The 21,236-nt window shown below is 68.8% G+C and carries 21 protein-coding genes; 9 read left to right on the top strand and 12 right to left on the bottom strand.

Annotated elements, in window-relative coordinates:
- Positions 1 to 317: 317 nt before the first annotated feature.
- The 3 genes from J7E96_RS11855 to J7E96_RS11845 form a co-directional block, all read right to left on the bottom strand.
- Entirely contained in the window at positions 318 to 815 is a 498-nt protein-coding gene (locus J7E96_RS11855; RefSeq protein ID WP_374196661.1) for a VanZ family protein, read from the bottom strand.
- Between the two features lie 484 nt (positions 816 to 1,299).
- Complete coding sequence (locus tag J7E96_RS11850; protein ID WP_251069758.1) at positions 1,300 to 2,163, bottom strand: YihY/virulence factor BrkB family protein; 864 nt, start codon at positions 2,161 to 2,163, stop codon at positions 1,300 to 1,302.
- Between the two features lie 609 nt (positions 2,164 to 2,772).
- Complete coding sequence (locus J7E96_RS11845) at positions 2,773 to 4,191, bottom strand: ATP-binding protein (RefSeq protein ID WP_215130300.1); 1,419 nt, start codon at positions 4,189 to 4,191, stop codon at positions 2,773 to 2,775.
- A 429-nt stretch (positions 4,192 to 4,620) separates the two neighbouring features.
- Here J7E96_RS11845 and J7E96_RS11840 point away from each other — a divergent pair, with 429 nt between their 5' ends.
- From J7E96_RS11840 to J7E96_RS11830, 3 genes are read left to right on the top strand one after another with little or no spacing between them, the layout of a single operon-like run.
- Entirely contained in the window at positions 4,621 to 4,890 is a 270-nt protein-coding gene (locus J7E96_RS11840; RefSeq protein ID WP_215130298.1) for a type II toxin-antitoxin system Phd/YefM family antitoxin, read from the top strand.
- Entirely contained in the window at positions 4,883 to 5,146 is a 264-nt protein-coding gene (locus tag J7E96_RS11835; protein WP_215130297.1) for a type II toxin-antitoxin system RelE/ParE family toxin, read from the top strand. Before J7E96_RS11840 ends, J7E96_RS11835 begins: the two co-directional genes overlap by 8 nt.
- 49 nt (positions 5,147 to 5,195) lie before the next feature.
- Positions 5,196 to 6,365 (top strand): hypothetical protein, encoded by a 1,170-nt coding sequence (locus tag J7E96_RS11830; RefSeq protein ID WP_215130296.1) that lies wholly within the window; start codon positions 5,196 to 5,198, stop codon positions 6,363 to 6,365.
- A 280-nt stretch (positions 6,366 to 6,645) separates the two neighbouring features.
- On the opposite strand, the gene ychF is transcribed toward J7E96_RS11830, so the two are convergent.
- Entirely contained in the window at positions 6,646 to 7,734 is a 1,089-nt protein-coding gene (ychF, locus tag J7E96_RS11825; RefSeq protein WP_215130295.1) for a redox-regulated ATPase YchF, read from the bottom strand.
- A 204-nt stretch (positions 7,735 to 7,938) separates the two neighbouring features.
- On the opposite strand from ychF, the gene J7E96_RS11820 reads away from it, so the two are divergent.
- Positions 7,939 to 8,526, top strand: coding sequence for a DUF6542 domain-containing protein (locus J7E96_RS11820; protein WP_215130294.1), 588 nt, complete (start codon positions 7,939 to 7,941; stop codon positions 8,524 to 8,526).
- Between the two features lie 7 nt (positions 8,527 to 8,533).
- Here J7E96_RS11820 and ppgK read toward each other — a convergent pair whose 3' ends face one another.
- Both ppgK and J7E96_RS11810 read right to left on the bottom strand, forming a co-directional pair.
- The gene (gene ppgK / locus J7E96_RS11815; RefSeq protein WP_215130293.1) at positions 8,534 to 9,274 is read right to left on the bottom strand and encodes a polyphosphate--glucose phosphotransferase; all 741 of its coding nucleotides are present in this window, start codon (positions 9,272 to 9,274) and stop codon (positions 8,534 to 8,536) included.
- A 42-nt stretch (positions 9,275 to 9,316) separates the two neighbouring features.
- Entirely contained in the window at positions 9,317 to 10,306 is a 990-nt protein-coding gene (locus J7E96_RS11810; RefSeq protein WP_215130291.1) for a 4-hydroxy-3-methylbut-2-enyl diphosphate reductase, read from the bottom strand.
- Positions 10,307 to 10,394: 88 nt separating this feature from the next.
- Here J7E96_RS11810 and J7E96_RS11805 point away from each other — a divergent pair, with 88 nt between their 5' ends.
- From J7E96_RS11805 to J7E96_RS11790, 4 genes are all read left to right on the top strand, one after another.
- Positions 10,395 to 11,768 (top strand): APC family permease, encoded by a 1,374-nt coding sequence (locus tag J7E96_RS11805; RefSeq protein ID WP_215130289.1) that lies wholly within the window; start codon positions 10,395 to 10,397, stop codon positions 11,766 to 11,768.
- Positions 11,769 to 11,777: 9 nt separating this feature from the next.
- Positions 11,778 to 12,986: an exodeoxyribonuclease VII large subunit gene (gene xseA, locus J7E96_RS11800; RefSeq protein ID WP_215130287.1), complete on the top strand. Its 1,209-nt coding sequence runs from the start codon at positions 11,778 to 11,780 to the stop codon at positions 12,984 to 12,986.
- A gap of 28 nt (positions 12,987 to 13,014) precedes the next feature.
- Positions 13,015 to 13,227 (top strand): exodeoxyribonuclease VII small subunit, encoded by a 213-nt coding sequence (locus J7E96_RS11795; RefSeq protein WP_215130285.1) that lies wholly within the window; start codon positions 13,015 to 13,017, stop codon positions 13,225 to 13,227.
- A gap of 138 nt (positions 13,228 to 13,365) precedes the next feature.
- Entirely contained in the window at positions 13,366 to 13,956 is a 591-nt protein-coding gene (locus J7E96_RS11790; protein ID WP_215130283.1) for a malonic semialdehyde reductase, read from the top strand.
- Positions 13,957 to 14,048: 92 nt separating this feature from the next.
- On the opposite strand, the gene J7E96_RS11785 is transcribed toward J7E96_RS11790, so the two are convergent.
- On the bottom strand, positions 14,049 to 14,570 hold the full coding sequence (locus J7E96_RS11785; RefSeq protein ID WP_374196660.1) for a DUF4245 domain-containing protein: 522 nt from the start codon (positions 14,568 to 14,570) through the stop codon (positions 14,049 to 14,051).
- A gap of 171 nt (positions 14,571 to 14,741) precedes the next feature.
- Here J7E96_RS11785 and glpX point away from each other — a divergent pair, with 171 nt between their 5' ends.
- A complete protein-coding gene (gene glpX, locus J7E96_RS11780) occupies positions 14,742 to 15,773 on the top strand; it encodes a class II fructose-bisphosphatase (protein WP_214969656.1) in 1,032 nt (343 codons plus the stop codon).
- An 82-nt stretch (positions 15,774 to 15,855) separates the two neighbouring features.
- On the opposite strand, the gene J7E96_RS11775 is transcribed toward glpX, so the two are convergent.
- The 5 genes from J7E96_RS11775 to J7E96_RS37250 form a co-directional block, all read right to left on the bottom strand.
- The gene (locus J7E96_RS11775; RefSeq protein WP_215130279.1) at positions 15,856 to 16,224 is read right to left on the bottom strand and encodes a WhiB family transcriptional regulator; all 369 of its coding nucleotides are present in this window, start codon (positions 16,222 to 16,224) and stop codon (positions 15,856 to 15,858) included.
- Between the two features lie 102 nt (positions 16,225 to 16,326).
- Positions 16,327 to 16,992 carry a DUF1707 domain-containing protein gene (locus J7E96_RS11770; protein ID WP_215130277.1) on the bottom strand — a complete coding sequence of 222 codons (666 nt, stop codon included), beginning with the start codon at positions 16,990 to 16,992 and terminating at the stop codon, positions 16,327 to 16,329.
- Between the two features lie 136 nt (positions 16,993 to 17,128).
- Positions 17,129 to 19,288, bottom strand: a complete 2,160-nt coding sequence (locus tag J7E96_RS11765) for a permease (RefSeq protein WP_215130275.1) — start codon at positions 19,286 to 19,288, stop codon at positions 17,129 to 17,131.
- Positions 19,288 to 19,971 (bottom strand): ABC transporter ATP-binding protein, encoded by a 684-nt coding sequence (locus tag J7E96_RS11760; protein ID WP_308295913.1) that lies wholly within the window; start codon positions 19,969 to 19,971, stop codon positions 19,288 to 19,290. Before J7E96_RS11760 ends, J7E96_RS11765 begins: the two co-directional genes overlap by 1 nt.
- Positions 19,972 to 20,058: 87 nt before the next feature.
- Positions 20,059 to 20,406 carry a hypothetical protein gene (locus tag J7E96_RS37250; RefSeq protein WP_251069757.1) on the bottom strand — a complete coding sequence of 116 codons (348 nt, stop codon included), beginning with the start codon at positions 20,404 to 20,406 and terminating at the stop codon, positions 20,059 to 20,061.
- Positions 20,407 to 21,236: the final 830 nt, after the last annotated feature.

The following is a 21,236-nucleotide window of genomic DNA, read 5'->3' as shown; positions in this document are numbered from 1 at the left end:
CGGCGCGTCCTGCCACTGCGCCCGCATCGCCTGGAGCCTGGCCACGTCCGAGGAACGTCCGGCAGCTCTGATCGCAGCCGGGCCGCCCACCTGCTACCTTCCCCTGCCGGACCAGGGCCTCGGTCGCAGCCCGGGCCCGGGCCGTCGCCGCCTCATCAACCGGCGGCAGCGGGTCCGGCGGCCCGGGCGGCTCCAGCATCACCACTGACGTCATGGATGACGGCTCGGACCAGCACTGTCGTAACCGCCCTGCTCGCCGACCTCGTCAACACCACGCGATACCTCACCCGCCGGAGGGGCGGCTGAAAAGGCTCCAGTTATGCCGGATCCGTAGCAGTCACCGGGTGTTTGGTGAAGCGATGCCACCAGTGGCGGCGCCGGGGATGCACTGCACGGCCCAACCGGAGGCCGATCAGCAGGTAACCCAGAAGAGCACCTGTGGTGTTGAGCAGAACGTCATCGATGTCGAAGGTACGCCCGATGATAAGGGCGCCTTGAACGAGTTCCACGAGGAGCATCACGAGAGCGGTGACCACCGCCACCCGGACCAGCCCTCGCGTTCGGGGCACCAGCACCGGCAGCAGCACACCGAACGGCACACCCATCACGATATTGCCGCCGAGCTGCTTGACCGTGTCAAGGGACGCGGGCTGGGCGAGATAGGCACGGATGGAGTCACCAGGGCGCAGATTGCTGTGCGTCAACGGCACGGAGGCCGCCGACGGTTCCAGCGTCAGCCGGGCCAGCACCACCGCGAATCCCACCATCGCCGAGAAGGCCAACAGCATGGCCAGTACCCGGCCGAGCACAGACATGGGAGATTTTCCGGAAACCCGGTCTTCGGGTTCCGTCGCGGTCTTATCACGCAGGACCATCCGCGCCATTACAAGCTCCTAGCCACATTGGTTTGCTTGGACGTTCCGATATCCGCGACGTGAAGCGGCAGGCGCTACGCGGGGGTCCGTCCCGGTCCGAAGATGTCGGCGTGCACCGCAGGCAGAGCATGCGGCGTAGCAGCGCGTCGTCAGGCTCCTCAACGACCGGGGCGGGCACTGGTCACCGACGGGCCAGTTGAGTGTGTCACGCTCTCAGCCTTTTCCAACCTCACACGTGCCGATGCGGGTCTTCTGTGGCATGCGGCGTGACGGGATGGGCAGCGGTTGTCAGTGGCACTGGCACTGGCACTGGCTACGGTGCCGGGCGTACGGGTCGTCGCTTTGCCTGCGGGGGTGCCTGGGTGCGAGGGAATGGAGTGGCCGACCGACCGGGACGAAGGCTGGGCAGCTTACGCCCTGTTGGTCACCGACGGCGAAGTTTGGCCAGTTCGGCGTTGAACTGGGCGCCGGTGAGGAGCGCCAGGTTGGACAGCCACAGCCACACCAGGAAGACGATGATCCCGGCGAGCGACCCGTACAGCCGGTTGTAGGTGCCGACGTGCGAGACGTAGAGGGCGAAGCTCGCGGAGGCGACGAGCCACAGGGCCACGGCCAGAGCGTCTCCCACAAGCCTCTGCCGCACCCCGCGTGTCCCGGCCGGGCCCGAGCGGAACAGCACCAGCACCAAGATGGCGACCAGGCACAGCAGGAGCGGCCATTTCAGCGCGTTCCAGGCGGTGCCGGCCATGCTGCCCATGCCCACGAGCCGGCCGACGGTGTGGGCCGCTTCGCCGGTCAGGATGAGCACCAGGGCACTGGAAACCAGAAGCATCAGCAGCACCAGGGCGGTCATCACCAACCGTGGTGCCGTCCTCCACGCCGGGCGCAGGTCCTCGACGCCGTGCATGACGTGCAGGGCTCGGCGGAAGACCCCGAGATAGCTGGAGGCGGACCACAGGGCGCCGATCATGCCGAAGACAGCCAGCGTCCAAGCAGCTGCGTGCTGCTCCGCCATGCCCTGCAACGTGCTCTGCATGACGGGGCGGGACTCGGTCGGCACGACAGCGATCACGTTACTGATCAGGTTGTCGGTGGTCGAGGCGCCGACGATTCCCAACAGTGAGACCGTGACAAGAAGCGTCGGGAAGAGCGCGAGCACCGCGTAGTAGGTGAGGGCGGCGGCGAAGTCGGTCACGTTGTCGTTCCACACCGAGGTGGGGGTCCGGCGCAGCGCGGTACCGATGTGCTGCCAGCCCGGCAGGTCGCGCGCGTACGTCGGGGGCGGCAAGGGCGGTGTGGATGCCTGGCGTGTCTGCAAGTGGTGTGCAGGGGACTCTGTTTTGGAGCGGGGCAGCGGTGCGCGGTCGGCACCGCCCGGCTCGAGCGCAGGCGTTGGCGAGCTGCTCATCAGGCGGGCGCCTCCCCCTCGTGCCGTGGGCCGTCGTCCGGCTCCTGTTGGCAGGCTTCCCCGGCGAGCCGTTCGTACGTCACCCGGGCGGCACGCCCCTCTCACCGATGCGCGATCTGCCTGGAGATACCGGGGTACCCGCATCTGTTCGTGCCGCAGAACTTATCCGCTGCTCCGCCGGACAGCCAACTCCCTCATCTTCCAGGGCTTCAAGATCAACAACTGGCGGCTTTGGCGCTTATCTCGGCGGCACAGACCCCAGAAGGGCTCGACACCGCGGCACGCAAGGGCTTGCACGGCGGCCGGCCGCCCGTCATCACCATCCCAGCACCATCCCAGCACGGGATTCGCGACAAAGTACGAGAGGGCTCAGGATCGCCAACGCTACACAACAGCGCCGGCAACGGGCCAAGGTCTGAGGGGCGTCTCCGCAACATCTGCGGCCTGATCGCGCTCACCAACTCCCGTGCCTCGCCTGCCATCCGCCACTCACAGCGGCCAGGCGGTCAGCAAATCGCCGGGGCCGTAGGCGGCATCGAGCCCCGGACAGTCGACTCCACTGCGCGAGACCGCCACGACTGGAACAAGTTCGTCGGTGAGGGCGGCCCGATGCCGATGGAGAGCTGCCAGGTCGTGCCGGTCGAAGGGCGACTGCTCCAGCCACTTGATGGAGCCGACGAACAGCAGCTCCTTGGCGATGGGCGCGCGGTCCGCCCCAACGATGTCGATCTCGACGTCGTTGGTACGGGTCCAGTAGCCGCCCACTGCGGGGGCCGCGGGGAGCCGGTCGTCGGGCAGTATCCGGGCGAGCGCCTCGCGGACGAGCGGCTCGATCGCCCGGCCGCGCCAGCTGGTCCAGCTCTCCCGGATCCGCGCCAACGCCAGATCGCCCCGCCCTCGCTCGATCTCCTCCATGGACGGGCCGAGCAGGTGCAGCCAAAACCGCAGGTAGGGATCCGTCACCCGGTAGCGGCGATCCTTCGACGGACGCAGCGATACGGGCAGCTCCGCAGCGACCATCCGCTTGTCCGTAAGCAGCTCCAGCGCTCGCTGCAGTGGCGTGGCCCCGATCCCGCCGGCCGCGCGGGCAATGTTGGTGAAGGTCCGCTCGCCACTGCCGATAGCCGCCAGCACCGTACGCGCCTGAGCCTGCGGGGGGAATTCGGCCGCCAGCGAGCGCTCGGCCGACACCAGCAGGGCGGAGACCGGATCACTCAGCGCCTCGCCGAGGAAGTCCCACAGCCGCTCCCCTGGCGGCCACTCCGCACAGATCAGCGGCAGCCCGCCGGTGACCAGCGCGGCATCGAAGGCTTCCGCCGGACCCAGCCCGAGCATCCGCCCTACCTCGGTGGGGTTCAGCGGCCCTAGCACCATCTCCCGGCCGCGCTGGTGGAAGGGTCGTCCGTAACTGTTCAGAGCCTCCATCGTCGACAGATCGGAGCCGATGAGGACCAACAGCACTGGCTTGGTCTCCAATACCCGGCTCCAGGCCCGTTGCAGCATCCCCTCAAAGGCGCCATCGACATCCATCAGGTACGGCACCTCGTCGATGACCAGCACGCTCGCCCGGTCGGCGGGCAGCGCCGCAGCCAGCACATCGAACGCGGCATCCCAGCTCTCCGGCCGCGCGGCGGCCACGAGCCGCGCCAGCGGCAGCGTCGATGCCTGGGCGTCTCGGGCCAGCCGTGCCAGATCATCCCTGGGGGACGCACCGGTCGCCGCGTAGAACAAGAACGGGGCGCCGGAGCGCTCCGCAAACCGCTCGACCAGTCGCGACTTGCCCACCCGGCGCCGCCCACGCAACATCACGCACCGACCGGGCCGCTCCCCGCCAACCCCTGCCGCCACCTTCTGCAGCTCTCGCTCCAACGTCGCCAGCTCCTGCCGTCGGCCTACGAAATCCACCACGGCCTGCCAACCTCCACTCACAGCACTAACGACAATGTTAGTAACATAGATGTTAGTAGAGCATTTGCGCAGGCGGTAGGAACACTCGTGACCGTGGGCGACAGAACGAACTCTTACCGTCGCGGCGCACGGCTATCCGACCGAGTCGGAGAAAAGCAGGAAGAGGCCAGACCCTAAGATCTGGCCCCTGACCTGGGGTTTCTTACTCTGACCAGCGCCTTCGACCGGTCAAGGAATCAGGCACTACACGTTGAAACGGAATCTTCAGCACAGCGCTCCGACCTGCGAAAACAGGGGTTTGAGAGATCTTATCCAGCACCAATCCAGCACCGTCGGGGATCATCCAGCGCATCAGGCCGCGAGAAAGGACCAGGACCGACCGACGCCGCGACGTTGCGTACACATGGGGCACTCGGTACGCTTGTGCGCATGACGCAGCCCTTGCCAATAGAGTCCATCCGCGATGTGCGCGCACACCTGGCTGAGGTCGTGGAGCGGGCCGACCGGGACGACGTACCCACCGTGATCACACGCCGAGGCAAGGAAGTCGCCGCGGTCGTGTCCATCGAGGTGCTTCGGAAGTACCAGGAGTGGGAAGAGCGCGAGATCAACCGGATCATCGACGAGCGCATGGCGAATCCGACAGCCGGCATCCCGATTGAGGACATCATGAGGGAGACGCTGGCACGCAGTGAGTGAGTACCGCACCGTCTTCCGACCCGAAGCTCAGACAGAGCTACGCAAGATCCCCCGCGACATGGCGCTCCGCATCCTGGCCAAGCTGACCGAGCTGGAAAGCGACCCACTCGGCTTCAACACCACCGCACTCGTGTCCCAGCCCGAGCGCCGCCGCCTACGAGTGGGTGACTACCGCGTCGTCTACACAATCGACAACGGAGAGCTGGTGGTGTGGGTCGTGCACGTCGGGCATCGCTCCACCGTTTACGACACCTGAACCTGCGCCAGGAACACGTGTTGTCAGTGGTGGCTGCTTTCATGGCGCCATGAGCACAGTGCACGAGATAGCCGCCCTCCTCCCCGAGCCCGCCAAACTCCGCGCCCACCTGCGTGCGCTGGCCATTCTGGACGCCACGATCGGCGGCGATTCGCAGTTCTGCCGCTACGCCTTCGACACATCCCGGGGTCCCGGCGAAGAGACGGCCTTGATGGAGAACGGCTCGGGGGACGATTTCTCCGTCCACTTCACCCCGGCCGGCGTGCTCATACGCGGGTTCGACCACGAGTCGGAGATGAGCCCGTACGGGACGGACGACGAGCAGGTCTGGCCCGGTGTCATCGACGAAGTGCCCGCCGCGTTGAGCTCGCTTCTGGACGAACCCGCCTGCCGTGACAAGGGCGTCGACGTCCCTCGCGTCACCGCCTGCCTGTGGCGGGCGACCGGCAACAGGGCCTGGCGCACCGGCTCAGCCATCGCCTTCCCGCCCGGCAGCGATGACCCGGACGGCTCCGGCTTCCTCTTCCGCCTCCTCGCCGACCGCTCCGCCGAGGCTGTCCAGGCCCAATTCGAGGACTATTACGAGCGCCCAGTCCCCCTCGACGCCGTCCGCCACGTCCTCGCCGGACATCCCCTCACCCCTGCGATCACCGCAGCCCTCAACCCGGCCGCCCTCTCGCACGACGCACTGCTCCGCAGGATCGCCGCGCACCCCGAGGCCGCTTCCTACCTGGCCTGCGACGGAGAGTTCGACCTCGTCCGCACCGACCCGATCGAGTCGATCGCCCTGCCCAACGGCCTCCTGGTGGAGCCCGTCGCCGGCTGCAACGCGGGCGGCACCCACTACCTATGCGGCCCGGCCGTCCCCGGCAGCCCTCGGCCCGTCCTCTACACCGACTCCGAGGGTCGAGCCTCCCTGATCGCCGAATCCCTCGCCGAGGCCCTGACCCTCACCATCGTCCTCCCGTCCTGGCACGACGCCCTGGCCGGCTTCCGCGCCCCGGCCCTCAACTCCGACTACCTCGACGACCACCCGGACCACCCCGCGGTCCGCGATCGCCTCCTCACCGCCCTTGGGCTCCCACCGGCCACCGAACGGGAAGTCCTCGGCCGCCTCCTTGCCACCGCCGCCCGCACCGTCCCCGACGACTTCCTCCCGTACGTTCCCGATGAGGAGGACTCCGCCTTCCAGCCGATGCTCGAACTGCCTGCCGACTAAGACCCCCGAGGATCTTGCAGAGAAGACGCGGTGCTGTACGTGCTCCGTTTCGCCGGTCCCGGTGCGCAGGCTGGCAACTCACAGGCAAACTGACGAGCCATCCCGTCGGCCGTCGACGTCCCATCTCGGCGACAACTTCAAGTCCATGCCCAGGTGACGACACATCAGAGAATCCAGCACCTATCCAGCACGGGAACGGGTAAGGGGCCGACTCCCGAAAGAGTCGACCCCTTACCACCTGTGAACTTGACGATTCACCTAGCTCAAAGTAACGAACTGATCACACATTGAAGCGGAACTCCACCACATCGCCGTCCTGCATGACGTATTCCTTGCCCTCCATGCGGGCCTTGCCCTTCGCGCGGGCCTCGGCTACCGAGCCGGTCTCGACCAGGTCGGCGAAGGAGATGACCTCGGCCTTGATGAAGCCCTTCTGGAAGTCGGTGTGGATCACACCGGCCGCCTCGGGGGCCGTCGCGCCCTTCTTGATGGTCCAGGCGCGGGTCTCCTTGGGGCCTGCCGTCAGGTAGGTCTGGAGGCCCAGGGTGTCGAAGCCGACGCGGCCGAGGGTGGCGAGGCCGGGCTCTTCCTGGCCCATGGACTGGAGCAGTTCCAGGGCCTCGTCGTCGTCGAGCTCGATCAGCTCGGACTCGATCTTCGCGTTGAGGAAGATCGCCTCGGCGGGGGCGACGAGCGCGCGCTGCTCGTTCTTGAAGTCCTCGTCCACCAGCTCGTCCTCGTCGACGTTGAAGACGTAGAGGAAGGGCTTGGTGGTGAGGAGGTGGAGCTCGTGGAGGAGGCGGCCCTTTTCCGTGCCTGCGGTGATGCCTGCCGCGAAGAGCGTGGTGCCCGCTTCGAGGATCTTCTGGGCTTCCTCCACCGCTGCCAGGACCGCGACCTTCTCCTTCTGGAGGCGGGACTCCTTCGTCAGGCGCGGGACCGCCTTCTCGACCGACTGGAGGTCGGCCAGGATCAGCTCGGTGTTGATCGTCTCGATGTCGTCCTTCGGCGAGACCTTGCCGTCGACGTGTACGACGTTCTCGTCCTTGAAGGCACGGATGACCTGGCAGATCGCGTCGGACTCGCGGATGTTCGCCAGGAACTTGTTGCCCAGGCCCTCACCCTCCGATGCACCCCGGACGATGCCGGCGATGTCGACGAAGTCCACCGTCGCGGGGAGGATCTTCTGGGAGTTGAAGATCTTGGCGAGCGTGGCCAGGCGCGGGTCGGGGACGCCGACGACGCCGACGTTCGGCTCGATCGTGGCGAACGGGTAGTTGGCCGCCAGCACGTCGTTCTTGGTCAGGGCGTTGAACAGGGTCGACTTGCCGACATTCGGCAGGCCGACGATTCCGATCGTGAGCGACACGTTGGCGACTTCCTGAAGTGAGGACTGGCCCGGGAGTGGACCGATCCCCCAGTTTACGGGCGGGCGGCGGGAGGCCGACGACGGGAGCTGCGGGAGCCTTCAGGGGGCTTCGATCGGCCACGTTGCGTCGAACGCAGGGCCAAGGTCGGCCAAAGGGCGTGTCCTGCGCCTGATTCATCCCTCCCTGCGACCTACGTTGTCCAGGTGGAGCAACACAGGGCACGTCCCCCTCGTCCCCAGCAGCAGTCGCAGACCCCCCTGCTCCCCTCGGGCCGGTCCGCCGACGCCGCCGCCGTCTACCGGGTGGCGGCGAGACCGGCACGTCCCGTGCCGCCCGTCGTGCTGGCCCTGCGACGGCTGCCCAACCCCCGGCTCACCGGGCTCGGCAGCGGGCTGTTCGCCGCCGCCGTGATGCTGGTGCTCGGCGGTCTCGACCGGCTGCTGTTCGGCGGTTCGCCGATCGTGTACGGGCTGCTGTTCCTGCCGGTCAGCGCCCTGACCGCGCTGTGGGTGCGACCCGCCGACCTGGTCACCGCGCCGATCGCCGTACCCATCGCCTTCGCCGTCGGCCTGGTGCCGATCGCCGGGGGCGCGAGCGGGTTCGGCAGCCGGATCATGGCCGTGGTCACGGCGCTCGCCGTACACGCGGGCTGGCTGTACGGCGGCACGCTCGTCGCCGGGGTCATCGCGACCGTACGCAAGGTGCGGCTGATGACCCGGCGGCGGGCGATCCAGGCCGCCGCCGCCCAGCGCGGCGCCGCCAGGCGGCCGAGCCCCGACCCTGTGGAGTAGCTGTGAGCTAGGAAGCCGCGCCTGCCGCCATCGCGGCGCCCACGATCCCCGCGTTGTTCTGTAGCTGCGCGGGGACGATCTCCGCACGGATGCCCTCGACCAGCGGGAGAAACTTCGCGGCCTTGCGGCTCACCCCGCCGCCGATGATGAAGAGCTCCGGCGAGAACAGCATCTCCAGGTGCGCCAGGTACTTCTGAACCCGGTGCGCCCACTGCTCCCAGCTCAGGTCCTCGTCCTCCTTGGCCTTCGTGGACGCGTGCTTCTCCGCGTCCTGGCCGTTCAGCTCCAGATGACCCAGCTCGGTGTTGGGCACCAGGATGCCGTCACGGAAGAGTGCGCTGCCGATGCCCGTACCGAACGTGAGCAGGAAGACCGTGCCCTTGCGGCCCGCGCCCGCGCCGAACGTCATCTCGGCGACGCCGGCCGCGTCGGCGTCGTTGAGGACGGTGACCGGCAGGCCCAGGCGGTCACTGAGCAGGGCCCGCGCGTCGACGTCGATCCAGCCCTTGTCGACGTTCGCGGCGGTACGGGTGATGCCGCCCGTGACCACTCCGGGGAAGGTGACGCCGACCGGGCCGCTCCAGCCGAAATGGCTGACGACCTCATGGACGCACCCCGCCACGCCGGACGGCGTGGCAGGGTGCGGGGTCAGTACCTTGTGCCGCGGCTGCGCCAGGTCGCCGCGCTCCAGGTCTACGGGAGCGCCCTTGATGCCGGATCCGCCGATGTCCACTCCGAACACGTTCATGGACTCAACGTTACGGTGTGGCACTGACAGTGTCGCTGAAAGTCACTTTCCGGAGAGGCGGGCCGCTTCGGCTCGCAGGTCGCGGCGCAGCTCCTTGGGCAGCGAGAAGGTGATCGACTCGTCGGCGGTCTTCACCGTCTCGACGTCGCCGTAACCGCGCTCGGCCAGCCATTCCAGTACGCCGTCGACCAGGACGTCGGGCACCGAGGCGCCAGAGGTCAGACCGACCGTCGTGACGCCTTCCAGCCACGCCTCGTCGATCTCGTCGGCGAAGTCCACCAGGTGCGCGGCGGGGGCGCCGGCGTCCAGGGCGACCTCGACCATGCGGATGGAGTTCGAGGAGTTCTTGGAGCCCACGACGATGACGAGCTGCGCGTCCTCGGCCAGCTTCTTCACCGCGATCTGACGGTTCTGCGTGGCGTAGCAGATGTCGTCACTGGGAGGCGAGAGCAGGTTCGGGAACTTCTCCTTCAGGGCGTCGACGGTCTCCATCGTCTCGTCCACGGAGAGCGTCGTCTGGGAGAGCCAGACGACCTTCGACTCGTCGCGTACGGAGACGTTGGCGACGTCCTCGGGGCCGTCGACCAGGGTGATGTGGTCGGGGGCCTCGCCGGAGGTGCCGATGACTTCCTCGTGGCCCTCGTGGCCGATCAGGAGGATGTCGTAGTCCTCCTTGGCGAAGCGGACCGCTTCCTTGTGGACCTTGGTGACCAGCGGGCAGGTCGCGTCGATCGTCGCGAGCTTCCGCTCGGCGGCCTCCTCGTGCACGGCCGGCGCGACGCCGTGCGCGGAGAACATGACGATCGAGCCCTCGGGGACCTCCGCCGTCACGTCCACGAAGATCGCACCCTTCTTCTCCAGGGTCTGCACGACGTACTTGTTGTGGACGATCTCGTGCCGGACGTAGATCGGCGCCCCGTACTGCTCCAGAGCCTTCTCCACGGCGATCACGGCACGGTCCACGCCCGCGCAGTAGCCACGGGGAGCGGCGAGAAGGACACGACGGGCGGCGGTAGCAGTCATGTCCACCATCGTAAGGCCGCGCCACGCAGGCCAGGGGACGCCGCTGAACCGCCTCGGTGATCAAGACTGGACGCCTGGTTCCACGTACGGAGGCGCGATGACCGTGACCGTGAGGGCGACCGCGGGGCTGCGGCGGAGTCTTGGATTCCGCGATCTCGTCGTCTACGGGCTGCTTTTCATCGCCCCCATGGCGCCCGTCGGCGTCTTCGGGACGCTCGACGCCAAGTCGCACGGGGCGGTGGCCCTCGTCTATCTCGTCGCGACGGTCGCGATGGCGTTCACCGCATTCAGTTACGCCCAAATGGTGCGGGTGGTCCCCCAGGCGGGCTCGGTCTTCGCGTACGCCCGCAAGGCGCTCGGCGAGGGCCCCGGGTTCATCGCCGGGTGGATGGCGATGCTCGACTACGTGCTCATTCCGGCGGTCGCGTATCTCTTCTCCGGAATCGCGATGCACGCGCTCGTGCCGGCCGTTTCGCAGTGGGTGTGGACGGCGCTCGCGGTGGTGGTGACCACGGGGCTGAACATGTGGGGCGTACGGGCCGCCGCGCGCGTGGGCTTCGCGGTGCTCGCCATGGAGATCGTGGTGCTGGGGGTCTTCGTGGTGGCCGCCGTCGTGGTGCTCACGCAGGACGGGGCGCGGCGCGGCTGGCTGTCGCCGCTGACCGGCGACGGCTCCATGGGCGGCTTCTCGCTCGCGGCGGTCCTGGGCGCGGTGTCGGTGGCGGTGCTGTCGTATCTGGGGTTCGACGCGATCGCGTCGTTCGCGGAGGAGGTGACGGGCGGGTCGGCGAAGGTGGCGCGGGCGGTGCTGTTCTGCCTGGGGCTCGCGGGCGCGCTGTTCGTGACGCAGACGTATCTCGCGGCGCTGCTCCAGCCGGTGTCGGCGGCGGAGCTCGCCGCGGATCCGGGGAAGCAGGGGACCGCGTTCTACGACGCGCTCGATGCGTCGATCGCGACCTGGCTGGGAGACCTGGTGGCGGTGAGCAAGGCGGTCGGGGCGGCCTTCGCGGCGCTGGCGGGGCAGGCGGCGGCCGGGCGGCTGCTGTTCGCGATGGCCAGGGAGGGGCGGCTGCCGCGCGTACTGGCGAAGGTGGATGCCGCTTCCGGCGTACCGAGGATCGCGCTGGGGGTCGCGGCCGTGGTGACGCTGGTGGCGGCGGTGTGGGCGTCCCGGCGCGACGACGGCCTGGACCATCTGGTGTCGGTGGTCGACATCGGGGCGCTGACGGCGTTCGTGCTGCTGCACGCGTCGGTGGTGGGCTGGTTCGCCGTACGGAGGATGGAAGGGCCGCCGGTGTGGTGGCGGCACGTGCTGCTGCCGGTGCTGGGTGCGGCGGTGGCGGTGGCGGTGATCGCGGAGGCGTCGGGCGCGGCGCAGGTGGTGGGCGCGCTGTGGCTGGCGGTGGGGCTGGTGGTGGTGGCCGTGCAACGGGGGCGTCGGACCGGCATGGGTGTCAGTGGCGGCGGCTAGCCTTCGTACATGGCTCTGAATACGTCCGCCGACGCCCCGCTGCCGGTCGGTCAGGTCTCGCGCCTCATCGGCGGGTGGATCGACCGGCTCGGCGCGGTGTGGGTCGAGGGTCAGATCACGCAGATCTCGCGCAGGCCGGGCGCCGGGGTCGTCTTTCTGACGCTGCGCGACCCCTCGCACGACATCTCGGTGGGCGTGACGTGCTTCAGGCAGGTCTTCGACCCGATCGCGGACGTGGTGGCGGAGGGCGCGCGGGTCGTGGTGCACGCGAAGCCCGAGTGGTACGCGCCGCGCGGGCAGCTTTCGCTGCGCGCGACGGCGATAAAGCCGGTCGGGATCGGGGAGCTGCTCGCGCGGCTGGAGCACCTGAAGAAGGCCCTGGCGGGCGAGGGGCTCTTCGCGCTGGACCGCAAGCGGCCCCTGCCGTTCCTGCCGCAGTGCATCGGGCTGGTCACGGGCCGGGCGTCGGCGGCCGAGCGCGACGTCCTGGAGAACGCACGCCGGCGCTGGCCCGCCGTCCGCTTCGAAGTGCGGAACGTGGCGGTGCAGGGGGTGAGCGCGGTCGCGCAGGTCGTCCAGGCCGTCAAGGAGCTGGACGAGCTGCCGGACGTCGACGTGATCATCGTGGCGCGCGGCGGGGGCAGCGTCGAGGATCTGCTGCCGTTCTCGGACGAGCAGCTCGTACGGACCGTGTTCGGGTGCCGTACGCCGGTGGTGTCGGCCATCGGGCACGAGCCGGACTCGCCGCTGCTGGACCTGGTGGCCGACGTCCGGGCTTCGACGCCGACCGACGCGGCGAAGAAGGTCGTGCCGGACGTGGGCGAGGAGCTGAACCGCGTCCAGCTGCTGCGTGACCGGGCGCTGCGGACCGTACGCGGACTGATGGACCGCGAGGAGCGGGGGCTGGCGCACGCGCTGGCCCGGCCGGTGATGGAGCGGCCGCACCGGATGGTGGAGGACCGCGAGGCGGAGGTCGAGGCGCTGGTGGCGCGCAGCCGGCGCACGCTGGGGCATCTGCTGGACCGCGCCGACTCGGAGCTGTCGCACACCCGTGCGCGGGTGGTGGCGCTGTCGCCGGCGGCGACGCTGGAGCGGGGGTACGCGGTGCTTCAGCGGGCGGACGGCGCGGTGGTCCGCTCCCCGGACGAGGTCACGGCGGGCGACGAGCTGCGGGCGCGGGTGGCCGAGGGCGAGTTCACAGTGCGGGTCGCGGAGTGACCTCGTACGCACACATAGGGTGGATCACATGGCACAGACGGACGAAGCGGCGACGCCCCTCGGGTACGAGCAGGCCCGGGACGAGCTGATCGACGTCGTACGACGCCTGGAAGCGGGCGGTACGACGCTGGAGGAGTCGCTGGCGCTGTGGGAGCGCGGCGAGGAGCTGGCGAAGGTCTGCCGGCGGTGGCTGGAGGGGGCCAGGGCGCGCCTGGACGCCTCGCTCGCCGACGAGAGCTGAGGGCGGGGGCAAGCAAAGTTCCGCTGTGAAGTGGACCACTGCGGCGCCGTTTTAGTTGAAAGTTAACACACCTTGGCTTACGGTGAGATCACAGCCTGACCCGCTTGACCCCCCTTGCACGTCCGGAAGGTAAGCCGCATGTCTCTCGTTCTTGACCCCGCCGCCCAGGACCTCCTCTTCCGTGAGGCCCGCACCGCGAACACCTTCACCGACGAGCCGGTGACCGAGGAGCAGGTCCAGGCGATCTACGACCTGGTCAAGTTCGGCCCGACCGCGTTCAACCAGTCGCCGCTGCGTGTCGTCCTGGTCCGCTCCGCCGAGGCTCGTGAGCGCCTCGTGCCCCTCATGGCCGAGGGCAACCAGCCGAAGACCGCCTCCGCCCCGCTGGTCGCGATCCTCGCCGCCGACAACGAGTTCCACGAGGAGCTCCCGGCGCTGCTTCCGCACTTCCCGCAGGCCAAGGACATGTTCTTCTCCGAGCGCCCGGCCCGCGAGTCGGCCGCCGGTCTCAACGCCGCCCTCCAGGCCGCGTACTTCATCGTCGGCGTCCGCGCCGCCGGCCTGGCCGCGGGCCCGATGACCGGCTTCGACTTCGCCGCCGTCCAGAAGGAGTTCCTGGACGACGACCACACTCCGCTGATGATCGTCAACATCGGCAAGCCGGGCGACGACGCGTGGTTCCCGCGCTCCCCGCGCCTGACCTACGACGAGGTCATCACCACCGTCTGATCACGGGGCGCGCAAGACACGACAGAGACGACTGACACGGCGAAGCCGCCGCACCGCGAGGGGTGCGGCGGCTTCTCCGTGTCAGTCGCGCTTCAGGACTTCTTCGCTTCCAGCGCCCCGGCCATCTCCGCCAGCCGCTCCTGCGACGCCGTGCCCGTGACCACCGTCGTCGCACCCTTTTCCTCGCGCACCAGCGCGTCGTACTTCGGGCCCTCCCAGCGCTGCCAGGTCTCGCCGCCGACCAGCACCGTCTTCTCGGTCTTCGCCGCCCGCTGGCTGACCTTGTGGACGAACTTCTCCGCGGGCCCGTTCGACTGCTCGACCGCGACGTACTGCCGCTCCGGGTCGAGGAAGCCCAGATGCCAGGCGTTGCCGTCCTGCCGGTCGTACGTGACCGACGTCGGCTTCCAGGTCTCGGGGAGCCCCACCGGGGCCGCCACAGGGTAGGGCGCCGCCCGTCGCGCCGTGATGAGCTCGACCCGGTAGTCGACCGGCTTGATGGGGTCCACCGAGTCGTCATGCGGGATGAACATGTAAACGCTCGCGGCGACGGCACCGATCGCCGCCATCGACAGCATCATGCTCCGGACCGTCTGCTTGCCTGTGCCTTTCATACCTGCCACGCCCCCCATGGTCCCCCATGGCCTGCCACCGCCCGCGCGAGGGGCATCTCATCCCGATATGCCGCTCATAAGTGCCCCGCCCTGCTCATTTTGTCGACGTACCGATAGAGTCGGCAGCACCCTCTTTACTCCGGCCGTCGCCGTACAGAAAGGTGCGCTCCGATGACCGAGCACCATCTTCCGTCTCAGCTCGAGGTCTCGCCCGAGGCCCCCGACCGCAACCTGGCCCTGGAACTCGTCCGGGTCACCGAGGCCGCTGCCATGGCCGCCGGGCGGTGGGTCGGCCGCGGTGACAAGATCGGCGCGGACGGCGCAGCGGTGAAGGCCATGCGGACCCTGGTCTCGACCGTCTCGATGAACGGCATTGTCGTCATCGGTGAAGGCGAGAAGGACGAAGCCCCGATGCTCTTCAACGGGGAACGTGTCGGCGACGGCACCGGCGCCGAGGTCGACATCGCGGTCGACCCGATCGACGGCACCACGCTCAACGCCAAGGGCATGCCGAACGCCATCGCCGTGCTCGCCGCCGCCGACCGCGGCACCATGTTCGACCCGTCCGCGGTCTTCTACATGGAGAAGCTGGTCACCGGTCCGGAGGCCGCCGACTTCGTCGACATCAACGCCCCCGTCTCGGTCAACATCCGCCGGGTCGCGAAGGCCAAGAACTCGACCCCCGAAGACGTCACCGTGATGATCCTCGACCGCCCCCGTCACGAGGGCATCGTCAAGGAGATCCGCGAGACGGGCGCCCGGATCAAGTTCATCTCGGACGGCGACGTCGCCGGCTCGGTCATGGCGGTGCGCGAAGGCACGGGCGTCGACATGCTCATGGGCATCGGCGGTACGCCCGAGGGCATCATCTCGGCCTGCGCGATCAAGTGCCTCGGCGGCACCATCCAGGGCAAGCTCTGGCCCAAGGACGAGGCCGAGCGCCAGCGCGCCCTCGACGCGGGTCACGACCTCGACCGCGTACTGCACACGAACGACCTGGTCAGCGGCGACAACGTGTTCTTCGTCGCCACCGGCATCACGGACGGCGAGCTGCTGCGCGGCGTCCGCTACCGCTCGGAGACCGCCACCACGCAGTCCCTGGTGATGCGCTCGAAGTCGGGCACGATCCGCCAGATCGACTCGACGCACCGCCTCTCGAAGCTGCGCGCGTACAGCGCCATCGACTTCGACCGCGCGAAGTAGTACCCGGCAGGAGAAGTACGAGAAAGGGGCGCCCCGGCTCTACGGCCGGGGCGCCCCTTTTTCTCATGTCCTGATCAGCCGGTCAGCCCGCGGCGGCGATCCTGCCCGCCTGAGCCGCCTGGCTCAGCTCCATCTCGCGCCGCCTTCGCCTGGCCAGCACCACCCGGCGCTCGGCCGCGGTCAGGCCGCCCCAGACGCCGTACGGCTCGGGCTGGAGCAGCGCGTGCTCCCGGCACTCGACCATCACGGGGCAGCGCGCGCAGACCCGCTTCGCGGCTTCTTCCCGGGCCAGCCTCGCGGCCGTCGGCTCCTTCGACGGGGCAAAGAACAGCCCGGCTTCGTCCCGGCGGCACACCGCCTCCGTGTGCCATGGGCCGGCCTGATCCCGGGCCGGCGCGCGCTGCGACGGAACGGCGGCGACCTGCAGGGACTGTTGCGGCGGATGCAGCACGGTCTACTCCTGACGACGGCTTCGGGAGCGAGCAGCGATGCAGCAGTCCCTACCCGCTGTGCGCGCGCCTATGCACAGGGTTTCGAACCGTCTCAGTACGCGTCAGTGCCCGAGGTGCTTGCGCATGCGACCGCGGAGGTCCGCGACGCGCTTTCCGCGCTTGGGCTTGGCCTCGATGTTGCCGAACACCGAGTACCCGTTGATCACCACGACCGGCGCCTCGGGGTTGGCGGCTTCGAGGGTGTCGACCTCGAAGTTTCCGAAGATCCCGGTGCCACCGCCGCGCAGCGTGATGTTTTCGGGGACGCGCACCTCGACGTTGCCGAGAATCGAGGTCACGTTGATCACGGTCAGTCGCTGGCCGAAAAGCGCCTCGGTGAGGTCGATCTCCACGCTGCCGAAGAGCGCGAAGGCGTTCGTCCTGCCGCCGATCCGCCAGCGGCCCTTACGGGTCGAGCTGCTGAAGACGGCGATCAGGTTCTCCGCCGCGACCGGCACCGAAGGATCGACCGGGTCGTACGCCGCCGAGGCCGGCTCGCGCCGGGCGTCGCCGCCGGGGGCGGGCAAGTCCTGGACCAGGGGCTCCAGTTCGGCGAGGGTCTTGGCGCGGTAGACCGAGTCGACACGGTCGGAGTGCTCCTCGGCGGTCAGCCTGCCCTCCGCCATGGCGTCGCGCAGAATGTCCGCGATCCGGTCGCGGTCCGCGTCGGACGCGCGCAGGGCGGGCTCATGAGGTGCGGGCGCTGAATGATTCTTGTCGAGGTCCACCGACCCAGCGTACCCAAACGCGATAGATCGCGACTAGGCATGATGGTGAAACCGGCCGCCGACAGTAGCGCCTTGCGGCCGGTTCGCCGAGCAGGGCGCCATCGGTGGCCAGTGTCGGCTGTGGGGATGCTTTCGTTCAGTCGGCCGCAGGCCGCCACTGGTCGGCCTCTCGTGCTGCCGCGCGTGCGCCGAGGAACCCGACGGTCAGCGAGACCGCGGCGCACGCCGCGATGCCGGCTGTCAGGATTGTCCAGGACACGGAGCCTTCCTGTACCAGGGCGATGAAGAACACTGAGTGCCATGCGGTCACGGCCCCAGTGACAAGGGTGGCGATGAGCAGGGGGACGGTCAGGGGCCATGAGGTCACGGACCGGAACACACGGCGGTGGCCGGTCAGGACGGAGAGCGGGGCAAGAGCATGGCGGATCCGGACGAACTCGGCCGCCGCGCTCACCGCACCGGCCACGAGAATGAAGAGGATGCCGGTGACGCCGAACAGCTGGATCCAGTTCGGCAGGCGGGAACCCGAGGACCCGAGCCAGTTTCCCCCCAGTGCCTGGACCTGCACCGAAGGATTGGGAAGCGTGTACGCGGCTTGCTTCACCGCGGCGAGCTGCCCCGGTGCGGGGGTCACGACGAGGAGGGACTGTGTGCCGTCCGGCTTCACAGTGATCCGGGGGACTTGTGTGAACCTGAGGTCGCCGTACCAGCGGCGCATCTCTTCCACCTGAACCCTGCTTCCCGCCGCCGACCCCTTGTCGCCGCGACAGGCCACGTGCAGCGTGCGCAGGTCGCGGCAGGATCCTGCGATCGTCACCCACGGATCTCTGGGCGGCCCCGGATCGTGGAAGGTGCGGGTCAGCAGCACCGACCCGGCCGGAAGGGACGACCGGAACCGGTCGGTCTGCGACGCGGTCATGTTGCTGGCGGCCACCTCGATCACCGTGTCCTTGATCCGCTGGTGCGTGGCGACGGCTGCGTGCGAGTGCCCCCCGAGCCTGCTGGTCCACACCTGCATCTGGGCGACGATCCCGATGCCGATCACCATGGCGAGAGCGAGGCGCACGATGACGCCGGGATGCGCGTGCGTCCACCGTCCGCCGATCATGCGGCCCGCATGTCCCCTTCGCTTCCCGCTGTCGGCGAGCCAGGAGCCCAGGTGGCGGGTGAGGAGAGCCACGACGGAGGACAGAAAGGCCCACATCACGACGGTCCCGCAAGTGAATACGGCAAGCTGCGCCCTCTGGGGCACGTACTGGCTTGTCAGGACCAGTGCGACGCCGACACCACAGACGAACAGGCGCCACGCGGGAACACGGGACGTGAAGGAGGCGGGGCGGGTGGACGTGCCGTCCCGGTGAATGCGGTGCGTGCCCACCACGATGCTCAGCACAGCCAGCAGCGATACTGCTGCCGATGCGGCGGCGGTGGGCCATGCGGCCCACACGTCACGGTGGTCGAGGATGTATCCGGTGGGCGAAAGGCGTGTGTCCCGTACGGAGGTAACGGCATACGGGAGGAGCGCGGCGAGGGTTCCCAGCGCGGCGGGGATCGCGGCTTCACCGATGTTGACGATCATCCGGTGCCGCCATGTCCCACCCAGGGCTTGCAGCAGACTGCTGCGCCGGTCACGGGTGCGGGAGCCGACCCGCGCGGCGACCACGGTCAGGGCGAGGGCGGGCAGCCCGGTCAGGGCCCACGAGGCGAGGGCGGGGGAACTCACGGGCCGCTGATCGGCCATCTCTCCTGTCGCGCCGCCGCCGCTTCCGAAGGCGGACACATGCATCCACCTGGGATCGTCCTTCGGTGGTGTGTCCGCCACCCGGACATAGGCGATCCGCTCGGAGGGAGTGACCAGACCGTCGGTGGTGATGGTTCCTGCGAACGTTCCGTACCGGGTCAGGATCCCTTCTCCGCGTCCGGTCCTGAGGAGTTCGGGAGAGAGCAAGACCTGGCCCGGCTCGGGCCAGCGGGTCACACCGGTGGGAACAGGAGCCTCGGGAGTAAGTGGGTGGACGAACACGATAGATACGGGCCTGGTGCCGACGGAGTCGCCTCCCTCCCGGTACAGCAGTGCGGCATCCTTGCTGTCGGTGATCACCGGTCCTCTGGCGTCCGCTCTTGTCTCGCGGCCGTGATAGGTGGCGACGGTGGCCACGGTCGCCAGGGTGACGAAGGCGACGGCGGCTGCGGCGCCGAACAGCCCCCACCAGCGCAGGCGGTCGCCGGGCGTGGAGCGGCCCGCGGCGAGGCCGATCCTGATCAGTTTGCCCGCGGTGCGGATGCTTTCTTTCATCAGACGGCTCCTGCTTCGGCCAGGATCCCGCCTTGGAGCTCGTGGCGGCGGTCGGCCCGACTGGCGACCGTGAGGTCGTGCGTGACCAGCAGCAGTGCGCAGCCCCGGTCACGGGCGGTCGTGAAGAGCAGACGGGCGACTCCCTCTTTGGCGTCGGGGTCGAGGGCGCCGGTGGGCTCGTCGGCGAGGAGGACGTCAGGCTCGGTGATCAGGGCGCGGGCGACGGCAGTCCGCTGGCGCTCGCCGCCGGAGAGCATGCCGGTGGGGGTGGAGCCGGCGGGGACGCCGAGCTCGTCGAGGAGTTCCTCCGCTCGCCGGTAGGCGTCCTGGTGGCGGCCTCCGTCGAGCAGGACCGGCAGGGCGACGTTCTCAACCGGGCTGAGTTCGGGGAGGAGTTCCCCGAACTGGAACACCATGCCCAGAGTCGCCCGCCGTACCTGCGCAAGCTGTGCGGACTTGAGTCCGGTGATCTCCCGGCCCCCGGCGGTGATGGTGCCTGCCTGCGGTTTGATTAGGCCGAGGATGCACATGAGCAGGGTCGACTTGCCGGATCCGCTAGGGCCGGTCACCGCGACCGACTCGCCGGGGGACACTGACAGTTCCACGCTGTCCAGGAGAGTCCGTCCCTCCACCCGGTAGCACAGGCCGCTCACGCGGAGCCCGGACGAATCACTTTGCTTCACAGAATTTGGCCTCTTGTTTGAGAAAAAGGGGACGCCGCACCAGCCCGGGACGGGCTGGTGCGGCAGAAGCAGCTCTGGAGAGCCGGTTTACGAGATGGTCCAGTTCGCCGCGCAGTCGTCCGGCGAGCCGTAGTTCTCGTCGCAGGCCTTGAACTTGTAGATTCTGGACCCGTCACCGGAGTAGGCGGTGGTTCCCGGGCCACTGTGATTCCACAGGGTCCGCTTCGTCTCCGAGCTGTCCACCCGGTAGTACTCGGCCTTCACCGGGTCCCCGTCACGGCTGTTGTCCTTGACGGCTATCTTCCCGCTGTCACTGCTAGCCGGAGACCAGGCATGGGCGCCGCCGCCGTAGGATTCAGCGGCAACCGCCGTGGCCGTGGGCACCGCGAGTGCCATGGTGAGCAGCGTGGCAGCGACGAATTTCATCCTCGTCATTCGTGTGTACTCCTTCAGCTGGTGACGTCTTAGCTAAAGCCCCCTGTGGGACGCGGTGATTAAAGGCACAAGTGAGTTACCTGCAGCAAGAGTTGGCTGCACATCATATCCCCACCGTCCTGGACCAATCCCGGCCCTTGCCTTGTTGCAGCATGCGCAATCCTGCTGCATATGCTGTGCGTTACCCGTGACTGGCCCGCGAAGAGGGAGGCGAATCACAGACTCCATTCCGGATATGCTCGACCGGAAATCGATCTTCGGAACTGGGGCCTCCGCACCGGGTCAGCGAGAACGCGTCGCACACGAGCCGCTTCGCTGAAGAAGCCCCCCAGGTGTACACGGCGGGTGAGGAGCCGACGTGGCGACGGCGGCCGGGTCGGCGCCCCGGGATGCGCGAGGGGCGCAAGGCGGAACCGTGTGCGGGGATCATCGACGCGCAATGGGCGCGGGCTGCCGCGTCGGTGCCGGCGGCCTCACGGGGATACGACGGCGGCAAGAAGGGGCCGGGCAGAAAGAGGCACATCGTGACCGACTGCCTGCCCTGCTCCTGGTTGTCGCAATGACCGCCGCGACGTCCCCGACCGGTATGCCGCCGTCGGTCTGCTGGGGCGCCTGCGGTAGCTGCACCGCGAGATCACCCTGGTCCGGACCGACGGCGTCTACGCCGGCTCCCTCGTTGGCTGGTGCCGCGAGAAACTCGACCTCGCCCTGGCGGTCGTCAAGCGAACCGGGGCCGCCCACCGAAACGTCCGGGGTTGCACCGGCGTATCGCGCACTGGCTCGCTCCGGCAATTACTTCGCGGCACCTCGGGGGGACGTAGGCGCATCCC

Origin of the sequence: Streptomyces sp. ISL-96 (assembly GCF_018614035.1) — a bacterium.
In the GTDB taxonomy this organism is placed as follows: Bacteria; Actinomycetota; Actinomycetes; order Streptomycetales; family Streptomycetaceae; genus Streptomyces.
The sequence above is the reverse complement of the archived record's forward strand: the minus strand, read 5'-3'. Positions and strand labels throughout refer to the sequence as shown.

Bases quoted from the DNA above. Each gene is read 5' to 3' on its own strand.
- J7E96_RS11830 (WP_215130296.1), top strand. From the start codon at position 5,196: ATGAGCACAGTGCACGAGATAGCCGCCCTCCTCCCCGAGCCCGCCAAA.
- J7E96_RS11810 (WP_215130291.1), bottom strand. From the start codon at position 10,306: ATGGTGGACATGACTGCTACCGCCGCCCGTCGTGTCCTTCTCGCCGCT.
- J7E96_RS11795 (WP_215130285.1), top strand. From the start codon at position 13,015: ATGGCACAGACGGACGAAGCGGCGACGCCCCTCGGGTACGAGCAGGCC.
- J7E96_RS11765 (WP_215130275.1), bottom strand. From the start codon at position 19,288: ATGAAAGAAAGCATCCGCACCGCGGGCAAACTGATCAGGATCGGCCTC.
- J7E96_RS11840 (WP_215130298.1), top strand. From the start codon at position 4,621: ATGACGCAGCCCTTGCCAATAGAGTCCATCCGCGATGTGCGCGCACAC.
- J7E96_RS11790 (WP_215130283.1), top strand. From the start codon at position 13,366: ATGTCTCTCGTTCTTGACCCCGCCGCCCAGGACCTCCTCTTCCGTGAG.
- J7E96_RS37250 (WP_251069757.1), bottom strand. From the start codon at position 20,406: ATGACGAGGATGAAATTCGTCGCTGCCACGCTGCTCACCATGGCACTC.
- xseA (WP_215130287.1), top strand. From the start codon at position 11,778: ATGGCTCTGAATACGTCCGCCGACGCCCCGCTGCCGGTCGGTCAGGTC.
- J7E96_RS11805 (WP_215130289.1), top strand. From the start codon at position 10,395: ATGACCGTGACCGTGAGGGCGACCGCGGGGCTGCGGCGGAGTCTTGGA.
- J7E96_RS11785 (WP_374196660.1), bottom strand. From the start codon at position 14,570: ATGAAAGGCACAGGCAAGCAGACGGTCCGGAGCATGATGCTGTCGATG.
- ppgK (WP_215130293.1), bottom strand. From the start codon at position 9,274: ATGAACGTGTTCGGAGTGGACATCGGCGGATCCGGCATCAAGGGCGCT.
- J7E96_RS11855 (WP_374196661.1), bottom strand. From the start codon at position 815: ATGTCTGTGCTCGGCCGGGTACTGGCCATGCTGTTGGCCTTCTCGGCG.
- glpX (WP_214969656.1), top strand. From the start codon at position 14,742: ATGACCGAGCACCATCTTCCGTCTCAGCTCGAGGTCTCGCCCGAGGCC.